The following is an 18,054-nucleotide window of genomic DNA, read 5'->3' on the forward strand; positions in this document are numbered from 1 at the left end:
TGTTAACTCACTTTAGCAACACTTTTAGTCATCAGCCAGATGACTCATGACTCATGATATCAAATCCTCTCTTCATCGCAATAGTAAATTCACTGTTGACTGTTAACTGTTGACTGTTAACATCATTCCGATGCAACCGGAAACGATATGACTAATGACTACTGACTACTGACTAATAACTACTGACTAATAACTACTGACTACTGACTACTGACTACTGACTACTTGTTTTTTCCTAACGAGCAGATAAGTTTTCATACCCCCTTTTCCTTTAACTTGAATAATTCCCCGTTCCTGAAATAAATATTGGTGTTCCAATAACTTATAAGTAGTTTCGCTAACTTGAATCCGCCAAGATATACCGTGAGACTCCATTCGGGAAGCAATATTTACCGTGTCGCCCCACAAATCATAAATAAACTTTTTGAGACCAATTACTCCGGCAACAACCGGGCCGCTGTGAATACCGATGCGGATGCTAAAAAATTTGTGATTCTTTTGATGAAACCGAGCCATTTCTGTTTGCATATCTAGAGCCAGTTTGGCGATCGCCTCAGCGTGATCTGCCCTGGGATTCGGCAGCCCTCCCACAACCATGTATGCGTCGCCAATTGTCTTGATTTTTTCTAAGCCGTGCTGTTCGCACAACAAATCGAATCTTGAAAAAACTTTATTGAGGAGTTCCACGAGAGCGATCGGATTCATGGTGCTAGACAACGCTGTAAACCCCACAATATCTGCAAACAAAACAGTCACTTCAGGAAAATATTCAGCAATAGTGGTTTCGTTTTGCTTGAGGCGTTCTGCTATTGCCTTCGGCAAAATATTTAACAGCAACTTTTCTGATTTTGCTTGTTCTTCCCGCAGGGCATCTTCCGCTTGCTTGCGTTCCGTAATATCGTGGTAACTCCAGACTCTGCCGATAATCTTGTCTCCCAGCCGCTGCGGTTCCGAATAGCGTTCAAAAAATCGGCCATCTTGAAATTCCAACAAATCGAAACTTTCGGCTTCTGGCTGATCGTAAAGCGATTCTATTCTGTCTTGGAATCCTTGGGGATCTTTGAGTTGGTTCAGCACAAAAGCGATCGTTGTAGCATCGTCTCGCAGCGCCATCACTTCATTAGGTATCCCCCACATTTCCACAAATTCTCGATTGAAACTGACTATTTTTCCGTTCCTGTCAATAGCTAAAATACCGTCAGCAGTAGAATCAAACGTTGCTTGCAGCAAAGACACCGATTGTGCCAGGGCATCTTCTGCCACTTTTCGAGCAGTAATATCTCGCAAAATAGCGCGAATCGCCACTAACGAACCTTCCGAAAATTTACAGCTTATGCTACCTTCTAGCAAAATCAATTCAGAAGATTTCGTGATAAATATTACTTCGATAGACTCGGGATAAAATGTATCTTCATTAAAGTCATTTTTACTGATAGCTTGATATAATATATCCAGAGACTCAGGGGAACTGTTGGGATGAATAATATCAAAAACACTCATTTCAGCAATTTCTGCTTCGCTGTAGCCCAGAGTTTCCCGCCAAGCCCGATTTACATACAAAAAATGACCGTCAGCTCCAATACTTTGAATTAAATCAGTAGCATTTTCAAATAAATCTCGCAGTTGTTCTTCGCTTTCCCGCAACGCTATTTCAGCTTGTTTACGCTTAATAAATTGACCGAGTTGACTGCCGATTGTTCCCATTATTTGGAGCAATTCTTCATCAAAACTCCGCACTTCACAGCTAAAGAAAGTCATCACTCCCAACACAGACTTTTCCGAAGTTTCCTGCTCGTAATCGCCCAAAATAGGGAAGGCAAAAGCTCCGTGCAGTCCTTCTGCAACAGCGATTTCTCGGCGCAGAAAAATGTCACTTTTTGTGACATCGGCAATCCACTCAGGGGAACCGCTAGCCCAAACGAGACCGGGCAATCCTTCCCCCAACTCACAGGTCATTTGTTCGCCAAATTCGGCAAATTTGGGGATAGAAACTGAGCCTTTTGTCCAACTGGCCGCGCACCGGAGCAAATTGGGGTCGGAAACCGCAGTTATTCTCTTACTTCCTGACAGCAGTTTTTCGCCAGCTTCCGGCATCCAAAGTTCGGCGGTATCCCATTCCAAGGTGTCGCAAATTACCGGAAGAATTGCTGTTAAAGCTTTTTTGATTGTTTCGGATGTAGACAGGATACGAGTGGTGACGTACTGAGCTAGTTTTCGCTTGCGGGCTCGCTCTCTATCTGTAACGTCGCGGCCGATGTACACGAAATCTTGGAGGGCGGCCCTTGTTTGAGAAATTCCTTGAATTTCACTCGGAATTGGCGTACAGGAAAAAGCAACTGTGAACTTTTCTCCGGTTTTTGCCGTGCAAACTACTTCGACATTGGTTGGAGATGATTGAGACTGCTGTTGGCTGACTGCTTGCAAAGATTCACCATCAGCAGCAAGAGCGTTTATTTGCTGTCCTACTAATTCTGATTCGCTGTAACCGAATAAATCTTGAGTCGCTTGATTGATTTTTTTGATTTTTCCCGATGCAGTTGTCACCAACAAAACTTCAGCAATTGAAGTAATAATTTTTTCAACATAATTATTAGTAGCGGCTAAGGTACTCAATAAAATATTCATTTCATTGGTAGCTTGGACTAGAGTTTGTTCTAAACCCATCCTGTCGGTTACGTCTTCAAAAAAGATAATTAATCTCTGATAATTATCGTCATTGCTGAATTCGACGATATACATATCAAAATAAAGCGGCGAGCCATTTTCTAGTACCCGAGTTATCGCTTTAAATTCAAAGTTTGGCAACCGCCCTTCAAAAATATCGATTAAAATTTCTTCAGTTCCCACCAATTCAGGAAAAGGAAGCCGCACATCGTTGCCGGCCGTTACTTCTTCGGGAAAGTCGGCGAAGCGCTGCACTTGGAAAGATGTCTCTTGGATTAAAAAGTCTTTATCGAGTGCTAGGTACTCCAGGTGGTGGGGAACCAACAGTTTTTTTAACAGGGTGTTCATGTTGGATTCTTAGTAGTGAATACGCCCTCTGTTCCTGATAGTTATCAATCAGTAAATTTTAGATTTATATCCTGTTCGATCGACTATCATAACAAAAACAGTTCGATCGCGCGTGCGTCCTCGTGTCCGTTCTTATGCTGCGGACTAAAGTCCGCACTACGAAACAATTTTACTGCGGTTTATCATCAAACATGATATTACTCCATAGATGATCTGCAAGCAAGTACCCGTTTTTGAGCGGGGTAATTCCCAAATCGCAAATCGCAAATTGTATTATTTTTGTTTGTAAAATGGAATTGTGACTATAAAAGTAGTGCCTAACCCTGTCTCGCTGGAAAATTCGATTTGACCTCCGTGCAAGTCTACACACTGCTTGACTATAGATAAACCCAGTCCTGTACCGGGGATTTTTCCGACATTTTGGGCCCGGTAATAGGATTCAAATAGTTGTTCTTGGTCTTCTATCGGAATGCCAATGCCTGCGTCTTGAATTTTAAATATAGCTTTTTCATGATAACAATTTAATTGAAAATAAATATTGCTTTCGGTAGGTGAATATTTTACTGCATTAGAAAGCAAGTTTGTCAAGATGTGCCGCAGCAATTTTGGATCGAGTTCGGGATCTGGTTGTGTTTTCTCCGAATCGCGATCGGGTTTTTTCGCAGGCGGAGTTGATTGTCGGCAAATAAAGTTAATTTTACGATCTTTTCCCTCACTAATTTTAATTGATTCTACTAATTCGCTGCAAAATTTTTGCAAGTCAACTGGTGCGGGATTGAATTGGAGTTTTCCGGCTTCGGCGCTGCTGAGCAACCGCACATCATCTAATAGGTGAGCCATGTGTTTAGATGCTGATTTAACGTGTCCGAGATATTCTTGTTTTTCTGCGTGGGTGATTGAGTCGCCGTATTCTTGGAGGATTTGAGTAGCAAATAATACTGTATTTAAAGGATTGCCGAATTCGTGAGCAAGCATTGAAAAAAAACGCGATTTTATTTGTCTGAGTTCTTGCTCTTTTACCAAAGAACTACGAATTTCTATATCTTGTTGTTTGCGTTCTGTGATGTTTCTGCCGATATAAATGAAATCGTAAAGTCCTTGTAATTCTGTCTGAATTGCCGAACAGGAAAATTCTACCCAAATTTCTTCTCCTGTTTTGGTAGTACAGACTACTTCCAGCTCTCGGAGCAGCTCTTTTTGAGACAAAATATAGCGATGGCGAGCTTGGTAAAGCAAGGTTTCTTCGACTACTATTTTGGAGAGTGGATGGTCGATTAATTCTGCTTCGCTATACCCAAATAACCCTTGTGCCGATTGATTGACTGTTTTGATAATTCCTAATGTTGTTGTCACTAACAAAGCATCACCCATCGATCTAATAACTTTATCTATATAATCTTTAGAAGCTGCTAGGGCGCTCAACAACAGATTAGCTTCATTCGCTCTCTGAATTAATGATTGCTTCATCACCATTTTTTCGGTGGCATCTTCAATCAAAATGAGCAAATAATTTGCCACACCTTGTTCGTTTTCATGTTCTACTGCCAACATATCGAAGTATAAAGGGTGGTTGTTGTCGGCAAACCGAGCGATACCTTTGAGTTCAAAACTCGGCCGCCGTCCCATTGCGATGGAAATCAGGATATTTTCAATACCAATCAGTTCGGGAAAACTGATGCGAGCATCTGTACCGGGGAGCGCGTCGCCGGGAGTATCGGCATAATGCTGTGCTTCGGCGGAGATTTCCTGAATGATGAAGTTGTGATTTACTACCAGATACTCTGTTTGTCGCGGGCCTAAGAGTTTCTTAAAAAGGGGGTTCATGTTTGTTCTACCATTGTGTAAGCTAGTTTTTGGAAAATTTCGTCAACGTCTTGGCCTGTTTTGGCAGATGTGGTGTAAACTGCTATTACTTTGTCTTTAGCGATCGCGTGGCAGATTTCCACTAGCATTGCCAATTTTTCTTCGTCTATCAAGTCTACTTTGTTCAAGGCGATGATAATTAACCCTTTGGGATTGACTGAAGAAAAAAGCTTAATGTGTTCGGGGATTCGCTCAACTGTTTCGGTTCGGCTGACATCGGCAACGATTAAAACGCCGCTAGCTCCTTGCAAGTAAGTCGGTGCAATTCCTTTGAATTTTGTATGCCCTTCTAAGTCCCAAATCAGCAACTTGGCTGTGACGTTTGCCTGCTGTTTTATATTTTCTAATGTAATAATTTTGCTGGAAATTTTGACTCCTACAGTGGAGAGGTACTCGTCGCTGAATTGCCGATCGACAAAACGGCGGATCAAGCTGGTTTTACCCACGCCAAAATCGCCGATCATGCACATTTTTTTAGATATAGTAGCTGACATAATTATTTGTTGTTTGCGGTCTTAGTTATTGGTTCAAATACCACGCATCTGCTCAAAAGTAGTGGTTGATTGGGTTCCACGCCGTCGGGTGAATTGGGGCTGGCGATCGTTTGAAGGCGCTTGGGGTCTGCACCGACGCGCACCAAAGCATCTCGCACTGCTGCAGCACGCCGGAGCGACAGCCGTTGATTTGTGGCAACTTCGCCAGTTCCATCGCTGTGCCCAATTATCTTAATATGTTTTTGAGGATATCGATCCATGAATTTTTTGACACTGGCGATGATTTCTGCGGATGTTGAGTCTAATTTCGCCGTTCCTGGGTCAAAGTAGATGCGGCTTGATATTTGGAGCGGATCTAGTTTAATCGTGCTGACGACGGACTGAACGCCGGGAATTTGTTTTAGGGACTGAGCAATTTTTTGTGAGTCTGCAGCGTCGGTGATTGTGCCCTCTACTGTAACTTTGCGATCGCCATAGCGACTAGAAATAGAAACGCCCTCCCTCTGGTTCAAAACAGCAGTAATTCGCTGCACCTCGCCGGCTGTCAAAACAGGGTCGGGAGGTACATCTACAGCGATTATTTGATTGTCTAATTTTAGATTTGGTGCAGTTGATGCAGCTATTTTTGCGGCTTTTGCTCGCAATTGTGGATTTGGCAATTTTCCGGTTAACTTGAGAGTGTTGCCCTCAAGGTCGGCGTTTAAGCGGTAAACCGCTAATTCTGGCGTCGATGCTAAAGCTAAAGCGACATTTGCTACCAGGGGGCGGTCGATGCTGCGGCGGTACTGATACATTCCCCAAGGTACTAAGATTAAGCTGAGGGCGAGTAAACTGATCCCGGCTAGGGCGATCGGGGGTTTTGTGGATTTTTCCTTGTCCAGGGGGTCGAATAAAGTTTTGATAAACGGGTGCAGCGACTCCGGTATAGTATCGGGGTCGCCGTTAAATTCGTGAATTAATTTAGCGTAATTAAGGATGAGATTACTAAGTGTTTTCCGCAGCTTGCTGATGAACGAGTCTGGCGGTTCTCCTTTAATTACGACTGCCATGTAGCAGTATCCCGCTACTTCTAGCAGAATTTTTGAGTCGCCGTATTCAATTTGATTAAGTTCGGAAACTTCTCCCGGTTTAACGATACACTCGTTAACAAAGCTGCGAATAGCTGTGAGCATTCCTGCTACCATTTCCGATTCTAACTGGTAGCTTTCTGGGTTTTGAACTTCGGAAATTATTAAGCCTGATGCTTTGTGAATTAAGAAGGCTGCTTGGATGGTAAAGGGTACTGATTCTTGGAGGATTAATTCGGCTTCGGAGACTCCTTGTACTTTGGAGCGAATTTTGCGCTTCACTCCTTCCATGCTCATGGCATTTGACACTTTTTCATTGATTGTCTTGATAGCTTCTGTCATGTATCTGGCAATAGTATTGCCAATTACGGGATAGAGAGCATCGACCATTGCGTCTCGTTCGAGGGCTATTTGGGCTGTAATCGCTTTGCCCATTTCCGGGGCGAGGGCTTGGGCGATCGACTCTTGGTCGAGGCGAATTTGCTCTTTAATTGCCATGCCCATTTCTGGGGCGATCGCCTTAGCAATTTCTTGTGGCGAATTTTTTATTTGTTGAGCAAGGGCGTCTGGGAGCAATTCAGCGATCGCCGAACTCATTGCTGGCCTGTTTTCTACCGTTTTTGCCCTAATTACTTCATCAATAATTGGCACGATCGCGTTAACAACTTCTTCTCGGGAATCGGTAATTTTGCGGCTGAGAATTTCTGCGATCCAAGGCAGCATCAGCGCGATCAGTTCTTGGGGATCGTGGATTTGGTGTTCGAGTTTTCCTAATTTATCGTTGATAGTTACCATCAGGTGGCGCACCCCCGGCAAGTCATTTTGTTCGAGGAGATTTTTGACTTGCTCGATATCCGAGATTTGCGAGCCAAAAATCAGACTTTGCAGCCTTTCCATCGCGTTGTCGGCTTCATTTAAGTCTTGTTTAATTTCGCCTAATATTTCTGCTCGCTGCGATATCGGTGTCGGCTGTTCTGGCAACTCTGCCATCAATGGCAGCGAAGTAACCACCGCATCTAGATACATTTTTTCTGACGGCTGTGAAGGTGCGGAAACTGCGGCATTTGGATTAGTTGCTGCGGGTGATTCTAGAGTTGGGCGATCGGACAAATCCTCTAAAGCCGTGTCTAAATCCTGGGATTTTTCCGCCTGTACGTACTGAGGATAATCTGAAATTGTCAAGTCAGGCGATTCTCTCTCAAACTCCGAAACATCTGCGGAAATATCTATAGTTTTAGCTGAGGAATAGTTTCTTTCTAGTTCAGAACTGTTGAGTTTTTGAGTAGGGAAAAGCAAGCTTTTCGACTCGCCTACAACGGCCGGAAAATTTGTAGATTTGGGTTCGCCAGAGGCAGTTTTGTGCTGGACGCTCGCTGCAATTTCCTCTTGCTCTCGCTCAGAAATACCTAACAAATCCATCAACCCGCCGAGGGCTCCAGCTTGAGCTTTTTTGCTGTTGCTGTGACTTTCGGAATCGGAATTTTGCGGCGCTGCAATTTCCTCTTGCTCTTGCCGAGAAATACCTGACAAATCCATCAACCCGCCGGTAGCTGCCGCTCGATGGTTTTTGCTGTTGCTGTCAGCTTCGGATTGGGGAGATTGAGTGTTTGAGGGGGCAGTTGTGGTAATTTCCTCTGCTTCTGCTGAGGAAATAGGTAACAAATCCATCAACCCGTCGAGGGCCCCAGCTCGATCGTTTTCGCTGTTGCTGTCACTTTCGCGATCGGAATTTTGCTGGTTTGAATCAGCAATAATTTTGAGATCGAGTAACAGATTCAGGAATGGTTCTAGCTGGGTTGCTGCGCTGGCAGCAGAATCGTCAGGTTGAGAAACAAAACCCTCTAGCTGATTTTCACCTGCTGGATTTTCTTTCGGTAAAGCCATGCGTGATTATCCGTGGTGGTGGCGCTCCGGCAACAAGAATTCGTTATTTAATTTATTATCAGTAACGCCTTTAAGTTCGGGGACAAATTCTGTTCCTTTGAGCCTCATGCCTAGTTCAAACAGAATTTCTGCCATGTCATCTCTGGAAACTTTAACGTCTCTGAGCATGGAAAAGCGGCGGTCGAGTTCTTCAAAAACCTGTGTTTTCAGAGTGCGGGTTTCTTCGGAGAGTCGCTCTCTGGTTTGGGAGAGTTCGTCTCGAATCGAACTGGTTTGATTGTCTATCGCTTCGTCGAGGGATTCTATGCTGCTGGAGAATTTGCGGTTAACGCGATCGATTTGCTGGCGGAGGTCGGCGTTTTCTTCTTGCGTGTTTGAGGTGAGCGATTTAACTTTCTTTTCTAACGAATCAATTGCCACCTTCATTTCTGCAGATAGAACTGTTTTTATCTGTTCGATGCGAGCTTGGGTATCTTGCTGCATCATTGACAGCTCAGAATCTATTTTATCGAAGCGATTGTCGTATTCTCTAAGCTGCGCCCCGAAAATTATATCTCGAATCTGGTCGATATTTCCCAGCCGTTCGCGCATTTCTTCTTTAGTGATTTCTGCCATGTTTGTACCTCGAATCTCCCGATATTGTGAGTTTTAGAACTGTGTTGAATTTTTTGTTAATTTGCCTGTCGAGCATTTTAAGTAGGCTCTAAAGACGCGCCTGCAGCTTTTTCTGCGGTGATTTATTACAACAGTTGGCTGCACTACTTTTTTTGACTTGACAGAACTCTATTGCTTGAAACTCTCACCCTGTGTAGGGGAAGGGATTTTTTAGAGTTTTGACTCCTTGATATCCTGAGATTCAAATTCTTAGAGTGGGTTTTGTAACCTAAAATGGCGGTTTGCTATTCTTGCTTTGCAGCAAGCTCCTCAAGCTTAGAGTTTCCTGCTATACAGGGGATAGGTTTTAATGTCTTGTCTTGACTTTTCCATGATATCGCATCTTTGAGCGCGCCTAATGCTAGGGCATCTAGGTCACGGCAAAAAAAGGGGCGGACGCGCACCAGTGCAACTATCTATAATATCCTGTCTGGTCGATTCACAACGATAAAATTGGTTTCTAGTGCAGAATAAAGTCCGCACTACGAACCGTTTGTGTTACGATCGCAGACAGGACGTGATATAATCTATGGCTCGAAAGATTAAACTCGGCGGTTAAAATCAGGGCTGCACCAACTTTCCTCCGCATCCGCAGACTGAAGAATAAACATCGAACTTTCTCCCCGTCTTCCTCTCAAAAAGCGTAGGGCCCGATCGACAGCGACCAGACCCAATAATATGAGAGCTTTGTTTTTTCTAACAAACGAGATGTGTTTCCGGTAAAGAACGATTACTTACTAGGGTTGACAATTTGTGCAACTTTACTTTTAATCCGCAAGCACAATAAGTCTGACTCGACTGCGGTTTGGCTTAACTGCGCGATCGCTAGTTTTGCCACTATTCCAAGTTGTGTTCGGTTAATTTCGGCTGCGCTGGGGAATGTAGACCGGAGACACCATGCCTATATCCTTGAACTTTGCTTCTAAATATAGCGACCTCCTGTTTCTTTCTGTCCCGGTGTCTATTATTAAGTTAGCACGAGCTTTCGGAGTAGTAAAGCACTATTTGCAAAACTTGATAGGTCTTTACATTACTACGTATAATGATATTAATATCCACATAGATGTAAGTTAGGACTCACGCACTCCGAACAAAGAAACCGGGTTTTTTCACCGAGATTGAGGATTTTAAGCAAATACGCTTGGGTTAACACTGTTGATTCCCCGGAGATCCCCCTAAATCCCCCTTAAAAAGGGGAGTAGGGGTTGACTTTGAGAGCTTTCTTGTTCCCCCCTTCTTAAGGGGGGTTAGGGGGGATCGGGCTTAACTTAACCGTATTGGATTTTAAGCAAGTATTCTATTTAAAAAACCGGGTTTCTGGACATCCGTGCGTAAGTCCTATAAATTCTATTGTTGCTACATCTTCACATACTTAAGTGCTTTTCTCATGTCTATTTCTCCTAAATGTCTCAGTGGTAGCGAAATCCGCCAAACATTCCTCGACTTTTATGCCCAGCGGGGACATAAAATCTTGCCCAGCGCTTCTTTGGTGCCGGAAGATCCGACAGTGTTGCTGACGATCGCCGGAATGCTACAATTCAAGCCAATATTTCTCGGTCAGCGCGCCGCCAATTCGCCGCGCGCCACAACTTCGCAAAAGTGCATCCGCACCAACGACATCGAAAACGTAGGCCGCACCGCCCGCCACCACACGTTTTTTGAAATGTTGGGTAACTTTAGTTTTGGGGATTATTTCAAGAAACAGGCGATCGCCTGGGCTTGGGAACTTTCCACGGAAGTTTTCGGTTTACCAGAGGAAAACTTAGTTGTGAGTGTTTTCCGAGAAGATGACGAAGCCTTTGCGATTTGGCGCGATGAAATTGGCATTCCGGGCGATCGAATTCAACGCATGGGAGAAGCAGACAATTTCTGGCAATCTGGCCCCACAGGCCCCTGCGGCCCTTGTTCCGAGATTTACTACGATTTTCATCCAGAAAGAGGCGACAATATCGATCTCGAAGATGATAGCAGGTTTATCGAATTTTACAACCTGGTTTTCATGCAGTACAATAAAGATGCAGAGGGCAATTTAACACCGCTGGAAAATCAAAATATTGATACTGGGATGGGATTGGAACGGATGGCGCAAATCCTCCAGAAAGTCCCTAACAATTACGAAACAGATTTGATTTTTCCGATCGTCCAATCGGCGGCAGAAATTGCCGGAATTGATTACCACAATAGCGATGAAAAAGTCAAGGTTTCGCTGAAAGTAATTGGCGATCATATTCGGGCTGTGGTACACATGATTGCGGACGAAATTCGCGCGTCGAATGTTGGTCGCGGTTACATTTTACGCCGGTTGATTCGGCGGGTGGTGCGCCACGGGCGGCTGATTGGAATTCAGGGCGAATTTACGGTGCGGGTGGCTGAAAGTGCGATCGCCCTTTCGGAAGCAGCGTATCCCAACGTGCGATCGCGCGAAGCTCAAATTAAAGCAGAATTAGCCAGGGAAGAGGCGCAGTTTCTCAAGACTTTGGAACGCGGAGAGAAGCTGCTGGAGGAAATTGTCGATCGCACAAAGCAGCAAACCAACCAACAAATCAGCGGTAAAGATGCTTTCACTCTTTACGATACCTACGGTTTCCCCTTAGAACTGACACAAGAAATTGCTGAAGAACAGGGAATTACGGTTGACTTGGACGGCTTTGAAGTCGCGATGAAGGAACAGCAAACTCGCGCCAAAGAAGCTCATCAAACCATCGATTTGACAGTGCAAGGTTCCTTAGATAAATTGGCTGAAACTATCCAGAAAACAGAATTTGTCGGTTATGCTGAATTATCTAGTTTAGCTGAAGTGGAAGTTATCTTAGTTGACGGTCAACCTGTGGAATCTGCAGAGGCGGGAACCGAGGTACAAATTGTGTTGAACCAAACGCCGTTTTATGCTGAATCCGGCGGACAAACAGGGGATAAAGGTTATTTGAAAAGCGGAGAAAATGGTGATGGTTTGTTGGTGAGAGTTGATGACGTGAAAAAAGAATCGGATTTCTTCGTGCATTTCGGCTTGGTGGAACGGGGAACCTTGAAACTAAGCGAAAAAATTACTGCAAAAATTGACAATAGCAGCCGCCGCCGAATTCAAGCTAACCACACAGCAACTCACTTATTACAATCAGCTTTGCGGCAAATTGTAGATAGTTCGATTTCGCAAGCTGGTTCGCTGGTGTCGTCGGAAAGATTGCGGTTTGACTTCAATTCTCCCCGCGCTGTCACCGCAGAAGAGTTGCAAAAAATTGAGGATTTAATTAATAGTTGGATTGCTGAAGCGCACGCTGCAGAAGTTGCAGAAATGCCGATCGCCCAAGCGAGGGAAAAAGGCGCGACTGCGATGTTTGGCGAGAAGTACGGCGACGTGGTGCGGGTAATCGATTTTCCCGGCGTTTCGATGGAATTGTGCGGGGGGACTCACGTCAACAATACCGCAGAAATCGGGCTGTTTAAGATTGTTTCGGAGGCTGGGGTTGCGGCTGGTACTCGCCGGATTGAGGCGGTTTCGGGCCAGGCTGTTTTGGACTATTTGAATGTGCGAGACAAGGTTGTGCGCGATTTGGGCGATCGATTTAAGGCGAAGCCGGAAGAGTTACCCAACCGGATTACTAATTTGCAAAACGAGTTGAAGGATACTCAGAAACAGTTGGCTGCTGTGAAGTCGGAATTGGCGATCGCGAAATCCGACCAGTTACTAAATGCGGCTGAGGATCTCGGCGAATTCAAAATCATTGTAGCTCAACTGGGAGATGTGGATACAGAAGCGCTGAAAACTGCGGCCGAAAGATTGCAGCAAAAGTTAGGAAATGCTGCGGTAGTTTTGGCATCAATTCCTGAACCGGATAAGGTAAGTTTGGTGGCTGCTTTTAGTCCAGAAGTCAATAAGAAAGGATTGCAAGCTGGCAAGTTTATCGGGGGAATTGCTCAACTTTGTGGCGGAAAAGGCGGCGGGCGGCCTAATTTGGCACAAGCTGGCGGACGTGATGTTAATAAGTTGCCGGAAGCGTTGGAAAGTGCTCGCAATTTGTTGATTGAAGGGTTGGGTTAGTTGACTGTTGACTGTTGACTGTTGACTGTTTCCTGCTGACTGTTGACTGTTGGCTGTTGGCTGTTGACTGTTGACTGTTGACTGTTGGCTGTTGGCTGTTAAGAAGAAGGGCGGGCCCGCACCATCCACCGCCCCTACTGACTAATGATATCAAATCCGGTAGCATCGGAATGATTCAGATATATATTCTCGGACTCTGTGTACTCTGTGTTCTCTGCGGTTAAATCATTCCGATGCAACCGGAAACGATACGACTAATGACTAATAACCAATAACCAATAACCAATAACCAATAACCAATAACTAATAACCAATAACTATTACTTGTCGCCCAAAATAGCATAAACCACAGTCTCTTCTTGTTTGCCCCGCAATTGAATCGATCCTACTTTTTGGCCTTCGTAGCGATCGCACACGTAATCAAAAGTCTTCCCCGTCACCAACAAATTAAAAGGACTGTCAGAAACAATTTGCTTATTCATCGCCTCCAATCTAGCGGCAACATTGACAGCATCGCCGATCACAGAATAATTCAAACGCCGGGAACCGCCAACGCTACCAGCAATTAACTGTCCGGTATGCAAACCTATGCCAAACTTAATTAAAGGTTTGCGTTCAATTCTCAGCTTCTGGTTAATTTCGTTCAGTTTTTCGTGCATGGCGATGCAAGCCGCAACTGCATTCAAAGCATCTTGTTGAATTGCGGGATATTCTGTTTGGCAAAAAGGCACTCCAAAAACTGCCATAATTGCATCGCCGATGTATTTATCGACAACGCCGCCGTGATCCATAATACAGTCAGTCATCGCTTCCAAATAATTGTTCAGCCAGGTGAGTAAATCCCGCGCGGGCATTTTTTCGGAAATCGAAGTAAAACTGCGAATATCCATAAACAGCACAGTTGCTGTAAGTTCTTGAGGTTCGAGTTCTCCTTGTTCAAATATCTCCGCTTTGCGCTTCCAAATAAGCTGAGCAGTTTCGGGGGCGACGTGCTTTTCAAACAACCTCATTAACTGCTGTTTTTCGTATTGTTCCCGCAGTTGCAAAGCAGTTCCAGATAATATTAAAGTGCCGATGGGTGCGGCAATGGGAATCCACCAAAAATAGTAGCTAAATAATACAGCAGCGGCGGCAATCCAAACGACAGGTAAACCGAGGGTGATCGCAATTCTCTCTTTAACACCTCGGTTGCACAGAACCAAAGCCGTCAGCGGCCCAATTCCCAACAATAAAAAAAATTCTAACAGTACCGGTAGCCGCTGCAGCAAGCGTCGATCGAGTAAATTGTCAATCAACGCCGCATATAAATAAACCCCAGCCGTAGTTTTGTTGAAAGGGGTAGATATCTGATCGACACCGGTAGCGACGACACCAACTAAGACTAATTTATTCGCGAAAGCATTTTCAGGAATTCTACCTTTTACAACATCAACAAAAGCGTAGGTTGGTAGATTTTTTGTTTTCCCTGGCCAGTTAATCCAGACTTTTTGGTCTTGCATATTTTCTGGCTGCGGTAGCAATACAGGATTTTGCGGGTTAGCAGCATTATACCTCTGAACCATTGCTAAACCGAAATTAGGAATAGATCCCAGAAACATTGTTGAATCGCGGCTAATGCCGTCGCTGTTGGCCTCGTGCATGATGTGTCCGACACCTGCGGCTGCTGCTTTTAAAGATGCTACTGGTTCTTCTTTGGTGGTTCTCGGGAGTACAACTTTGCCATTGGCGGCGATCGCCTCCGCTAAAATATCATCTTTCGGACTCGGATCGAGAAAAAGAATGTCGAAGCCAATTGCTGTGGGGGGAGATTTTTTCAGCGCCTGCAGCAATTCGGCGTAGCGATTGCGCGGCCAAGGAAATTTACCGTATTCCTGCAAGCTTTGGGGTTCGATCGCAATTACGGCAATTCTCGAATCCCACCCTGGATTTGGCAAAATTCCCGATTCTCGAATTTCAAATAGTGTTTTGTATCCTAAATAGTCTAGGGGTTTCCACATTCCCAAGTGCAGCATTAGTACAGAAACTACGCCTGCTAAAGCACCTGTCATCCAGGGAGGATTTGTGATTATATATTGCCGGATGGCGATGGGTTGACGTTTGAAATGCTCAATCAGTTTTTTGAACTTCATGCAATTAATATAACACTATAATTGATATCAAATCATCTCTTTATCGGAATAGTAAATTCACTGTTAACTGTTGACTGTTGACTGTTGACTGTTGACTGTTGACTGTTGACTGTTAACATTATGAGTGCAACCGGAATTGATATGACATTCGCGTCCGAGGTTCGAGAAAATTTATGCTATTGAACTTTTACAATACCGCAAGCACAAAGCGCGGGTGCAAATTTTGTTTATTTTGACTGCACAGATTCACCGCTAAATGCTTCGTCTGTAAACGAAATTATCAAGCCAAGCGTCGCCGATTACCATAATAAAAAAGGTTAGTAATGCGGACTGAATTCCGCACTAATAACCAATTTTTGAACTGTAAATTTACCGGATACTATTCTATTTTGCGGACTAAAGTCCACACTACTAACCTTTTTCTGAACTGTAAATTTACCGGACACTATTCTATTTTGCGGACTCAAGTCCGCACTACTAACCTTTTTTCGATCGGTCAATTGAGTTGAAACTGGTGTCATATCTCAGATCTAACTCCTTACAGCTAGATAGGCTGTTTAGGGCACTACAAGGATGTAATGCCGTTGTCTGACGGAGGGGGCTAGCACTACGATGTTGAGGCGGCGGCTGGGAGGTAAAACCCCTTGGATCTTGAACTTGCCGTCTCGATCGATCTTAATCGCTTCGTTATTGACATAAATTATGTCGATCGGGTTAATTTGACCGCTGAGGCGATAGATATTGCCACTGAGTCTGAACAAACTGCGGACTTGGAGTTCTGCTAGGTGAGGGCTTGTTGAGGTGGGCGCGGGAGGAGATTGACGGAAAATTGTCGTCGCGCTGCCGCCGTTGACAACGACTTCGGAGTCGGTGCTCCCGGATACTGCGACGGCACCTTCAATAGTTTCGACTGAGGTTTTGCCGTCGCTGACGCTGACTCCAAAGGAAGTGCCGCGGACTCCGGCCACGCCTTCGGGGGTTTCTACCCTGACAGGGGCGGTTCTGGCAGATTTTTTTTGTTGGGCAATTTGCATGGAGTTGCCGAGTCCGCTGAAGGTATTGAGGGCGGCAATTTGGTTCGGCGGGATAATTGTTGAGGTGTTGGTTGCGGGAGTTGTCGCATTTGTTTTGCTGACGGACAACCTGACTCGCCCCCTGCTGACAAAAATGGCTGTCTCTTTTTCGCCCTCTGCACTACCAGATAAATTGGATATTCTGACTGCGGTGTTTTCGGCAACTTCCACGATGCCGCCGTTGTTGTCGATCGCGATCCTGGCTGTGGAATCTGCGCCGGTGATGATTTCGTCTCCGGGTTCTGTGAGCCGATCGCCCGCGACTGCTGGTCTGCCCTTAAAGCTGACAGTACCGCGAATTTCAGTAATTTGGAGCGATCGTCGGGCCGCTGTTCCCTGAGCGTTGGTGGTTGCTGCTGGGGATGGATTCGCCCCCGATTCTGCCGGATTTTCTGGATATTTTGAGTCGCTCGGCTTTGCTGGCGGTCGAGGATCTGAGACAATTTTAGTAAAGTTTGACTGCTGTTTGAGGGATGGAGAGATCGGACTGGCGATCGCCCCGCTCCATGCCGGCAGACAGGCCAACACAGCCAAGGACAAACTTCTCAACGGAATTTTGCTCGATCGCCAGCACGTAAAAATTTTCTTCATAATTTCAATTTTGTCATTTTGAAGTTCCTACACTTCATTTCCTTTCTTAGACTCCCTAAATCCGGCAATCGTTCCACTTTTTATTCTATCAAACAGCAGCCAAAATAAGCTTTCTCAGCATCAACTCTTACCATTAAATCTTCTGTTTATTGTGAAGTTTTAGTAAAGTTTTACAACGTGCCAGTTTACTAAACTCCGACCTTGGGGAAATTTTATCTGCCACACTCAAAGTCTTTTATAGCAGGACTTTGCGCCGATGTCAAGGTTCATGGATGAGTATTTGTATATAACAAACATAAAATTTATTACTGCTAGTGAGTGCTTTTTGCATTCGGCCGGAAGGATGAATAATTGGGTAGAAATATTGTAATTGTGGGAGTTAATAAAAAAATATTTTTGCAAAGCGATAAAAAATAATGATCTGTAGCAGTGCGGCTGGGTCTGGCGAGTGAAGCTTGCTGCTGTGGAACCGTAGGTCGTCGGCGATCGCGATCGAGCAACTCCGACTAGAATACCGTCTTTTCGGAAAAGTTGGTCGAAATTTCGATCGAAAAATCGTCTGGGGCGATCGGTCTGCTGGTGTTGCTGTTCGATCGAGTCCACCAAACTGTAAAATGGACGCTTGTATAGAGGTTATATAGAGCAGGAGAACAATTTCAGTGGCAATAGAAGTAGGTCAGAGAGTTAAGGTGCGCCGTCTCAGAGATCGAGTACCTGCAAATATCGTGGGCAAGATCAAGGAAAATCCCGTCGGCACCGTTGACGGATTCAGAATGGTTGACGGCAGTGGAGTAGGCGTGATTGTGAAGTTTAACGGTTTTGCGACTTGGTTTTTTGAAGATGAACTAGAACCGGTTTAGCAAAAGTCAAGCGTGAAGTTCGGCTTCGGCCCCCATGTACGGGATGTCAAGGGTGTAACGGATGCTGAGGTTCGAGGTTCGAGAGAAGAAGGAACATTTTTTTCACACTCCGCTTTTCCCTCGCTCCCGTTCTCCCCAACTCCCGTTCTCTGACTGAGAGTTGCGGTGAAATGTTAAGTGGCAAGTTTGGGCGCGGACGTAAAAACGTGCTATATTTTTATCCATAAAAAAACCCGCCAGCGCGGGTTTTAATTTGTTGGGAATTGGCTGAAAGTAAGAGCGGACTGGTAAGGGCTGGGCGGGTTGATATAATTGGTAGATAATTATCAAATATTCAGGCGCGAAGGAACCCTTACAAAAATTGAAATAATACAAGTCTGGTGCTACC

At 44.8% G+C, this 18,054-nt stretch carries 11 protein-coding genes; 3 read left to right on the top strand and 8 right to left on the bottom strand.

The window, feature by feature from the left end; all coding sequences use genetic code 11:
• Positions 1-207: 207 nt before the first annotated feature.
• The 5 genes from QUB13_RS25165 to QUB13_RS25185 form a co-directional block, all read right to left on the bottom strand.
• The gene (locus QUB13_RS25165) at positions 208-3,012 is read right to left on the bottom strand and encodes an adenylate/guanylate cyclase domain-containing protein (protein WP_333386362.1); all 2,805 of its coding nucleotides are present in this window, start codon (positions 3,010-3,012) and stop codon (positions 208-210) included.
• Between the two features lie 273 nt (positions 3,013-3,285).
• Positions 3,286-4,836 carry a sensor histidine kinase gene (locus QUB13_RS25170; protein WP_333386366.1) on the bottom strand — a complete coding sequence of 517 codons (1,551 nt, stop codon included), beginning with the start codon at positions 4,834-4,836 and terminating at the stop codon, positions 3,286-3,288.
• The gene (locus QUB13_RS25175; protein WP_333386369.1) at positions 4,833-5,369 is read right to left on the bottom strand and encodes a Rab family GTPase; all 537 of its coding nucleotides are present in this window, start codon (positions 5,367-5,369) and stop codon (positions 4,833-4,835) included. Before QUB13_RS25175 ends, QUB13_RS25170 begins: the two co-directional genes overlap by 4 nt.
• A gap of 2 nt (positions 5,370-5,371) precedes the next feature.
• Complete coding sequence (locus QUB13_RS25180) at positions 5,372-8,320, bottom strand: OmpA family protein (protein WP_333386372.1); 2,949 nt, start codon at positions 8,318-8,320, stop codon at positions 5,372-5,374.
• A 6-nt stretch (positions 8,321-8,326) separates the two neighbouring features.
• The gene (locus QUB13_RS25185) at positions 8,327-8,935 is read right to left on the bottom strand and encodes a hypothetical protein (RefSeq protein WP_333386375.1); all 609 of its coding nucleotides are present in this window, start codon (positions 8,933-8,935) and stop codon (positions 8,327-8,329) included.
• A 1,426-nt stretch (positions 8,936-10,361) separates the two neighbouring features.
• On the opposite strand from QUB13_RS25185, the gene alaS reads away from it, so the two are divergent.
• A complete protein-coding gene (gene alaS / locus QUB13_RS25190) occupies positions 10,362-13,013 on the top strand; it encodes an alanine--tRNA ligase (RefSeq protein WP_333386378.1) in 2,652 nt (883 codons plus the stop codon).
• A 320-nt stretch (positions 13,014-13,333) separates the two neighbouring features.
• Here alaS and QUB13_RS25195 read toward each other — a convergent pair whose 3' ends face one another.
• Together QUB13_RS25195 and QUB13_RS25200 are read right to left on the bottom strand one after the other, a co-directional pair.
• Complete coding sequence (locus QUB13_RS25195) at positions 13,334-15,142, bottom strand: CHASE2 domain-containing protein (RefSeq protein ID WP_333386381.1); 1,809 nt, start codon at positions 15,140-15,142, stop codon at positions 13,334-13,336.
• 557 nt (positions 15,143-15,699) lie between these two features.
• Entirely contained in the window at positions 15,700-16,806 is a 1,107-nt protein-coding gene (locus QUB13_RS25200) for a FecR family protein (RefSeq protein ID WP_333386384.1), read from the bottom strand.
• 455 nt (positions 16,807-17,261) lie between these two features.
• Here QUB13_RS25200 and QUB13_RS25205 point away from each other — a divergent pair, with 455 nt between their 5' ends.
• Both QUB13_RS25205 and petP read left to right on the top strand, forming a co-directional pair.
• On the top strand, positions 17,262-17,447 hold the full coding sequence (locus QUB13_RS25205; RefSeq protein ID WP_333386386.1) for a hypothetical protein: 186 nt from the start codon (positions 17,262-17,264) through the stop codon (positions 17,445-17,447).
• 18 nt (positions 17,448-17,465) lie between these two features.
• Entirely contained in the window at positions 17,466-17,666 is a 201-nt protein-coding gene (petP, locus tag QUB13_RS25210) for a cytochrome b6f subunit PetP (protein WP_194010111.1), read from the top strand.
• 102 nt (positions 17,667-17,768) lie between these two features.
• Here petP and QUB13_RS25215 read toward each other — a convergent pair whose 3' ends face one another.
• A complete protein-coding gene (locus tag QUB13_RS25215; RefSeq protein ID WP_333386389.1) occupies positions 17,769-18,041 on the bottom strand; it encodes a hypothetical protein in 273 nt (90 codons plus the stop codon).
• Positions 18,042-18,054 lie beyond the last annotated feature (13 nt).

The sequence above is a fragment of the Microcoleus sp. B4-D4 genome, assembly GCF_036705185.1.
Taxonomy (GTDB): domain Bacteria; phylum Cyanobacteriota; class Cyanobacteriia; order Cyanobacteriales; family Microcoleaceae; genus Microcoleus.

Bases quoted from the DNA above. Each gene is read 5' to 3' on its own strand.
- QUB13_RS25175 (WP_333386369.1), bottom strand. From the start codon at position 5,369: ATGTCAGCTACTATATCTAAAAAAATGTGCATGATCGGCGATTTTGGC.
- QUB13_RS25180 (WP_333386372.1), bottom strand. From the start codon at position 8,320: ATGGCTTTACCGAAAGAAAATCCAGCAGGTGAAAATCAGCTAGAGGGT.
- alaS (WP_333386378.1), top strand. From the start codon at position 10,362: ATGTCTATTTCTCCTAAATGTCTCAGTGGTAGCGAAATCCGCCAAACA.
- QUB13_RS25165 (WP_333386362.1), bottom strand. From the start codon at position 3,012: ATGAACACCCTGTTAAAAAAACTGTTGGTTCCCCACCACCTGGAGTAC.
- QUB13_RS25195 (WP_333386381.1), bottom strand. From the start codon at position 15,142: ATGAAGTTCAAAAAACTGATTGAGCATTTCAAACGTCAACCCATCGCC.
- QUB13_RS25170 (WP_333386366.1), bottom strand. From the start codon at position 4,836: ATGAACCCCCTTTTTAAGAAACTCTTAGGCCCGCGACAAACAGAGTAT.
- QUB13_RS25185 (WP_333386375.1), bottom strand. From the start codon at position 8,935: ATGGCAGAAATCACTAAAGAAGAAATGCGCGAACGGCTGGGAAATATC.
- QUB13_RS25200 (WP_333386384.1), bottom strand. From the start codon at position 16,806: ATGAAGAAAATTTTTACGTGCTGGCGATCGAGCAAAATTCCGTTGAGA.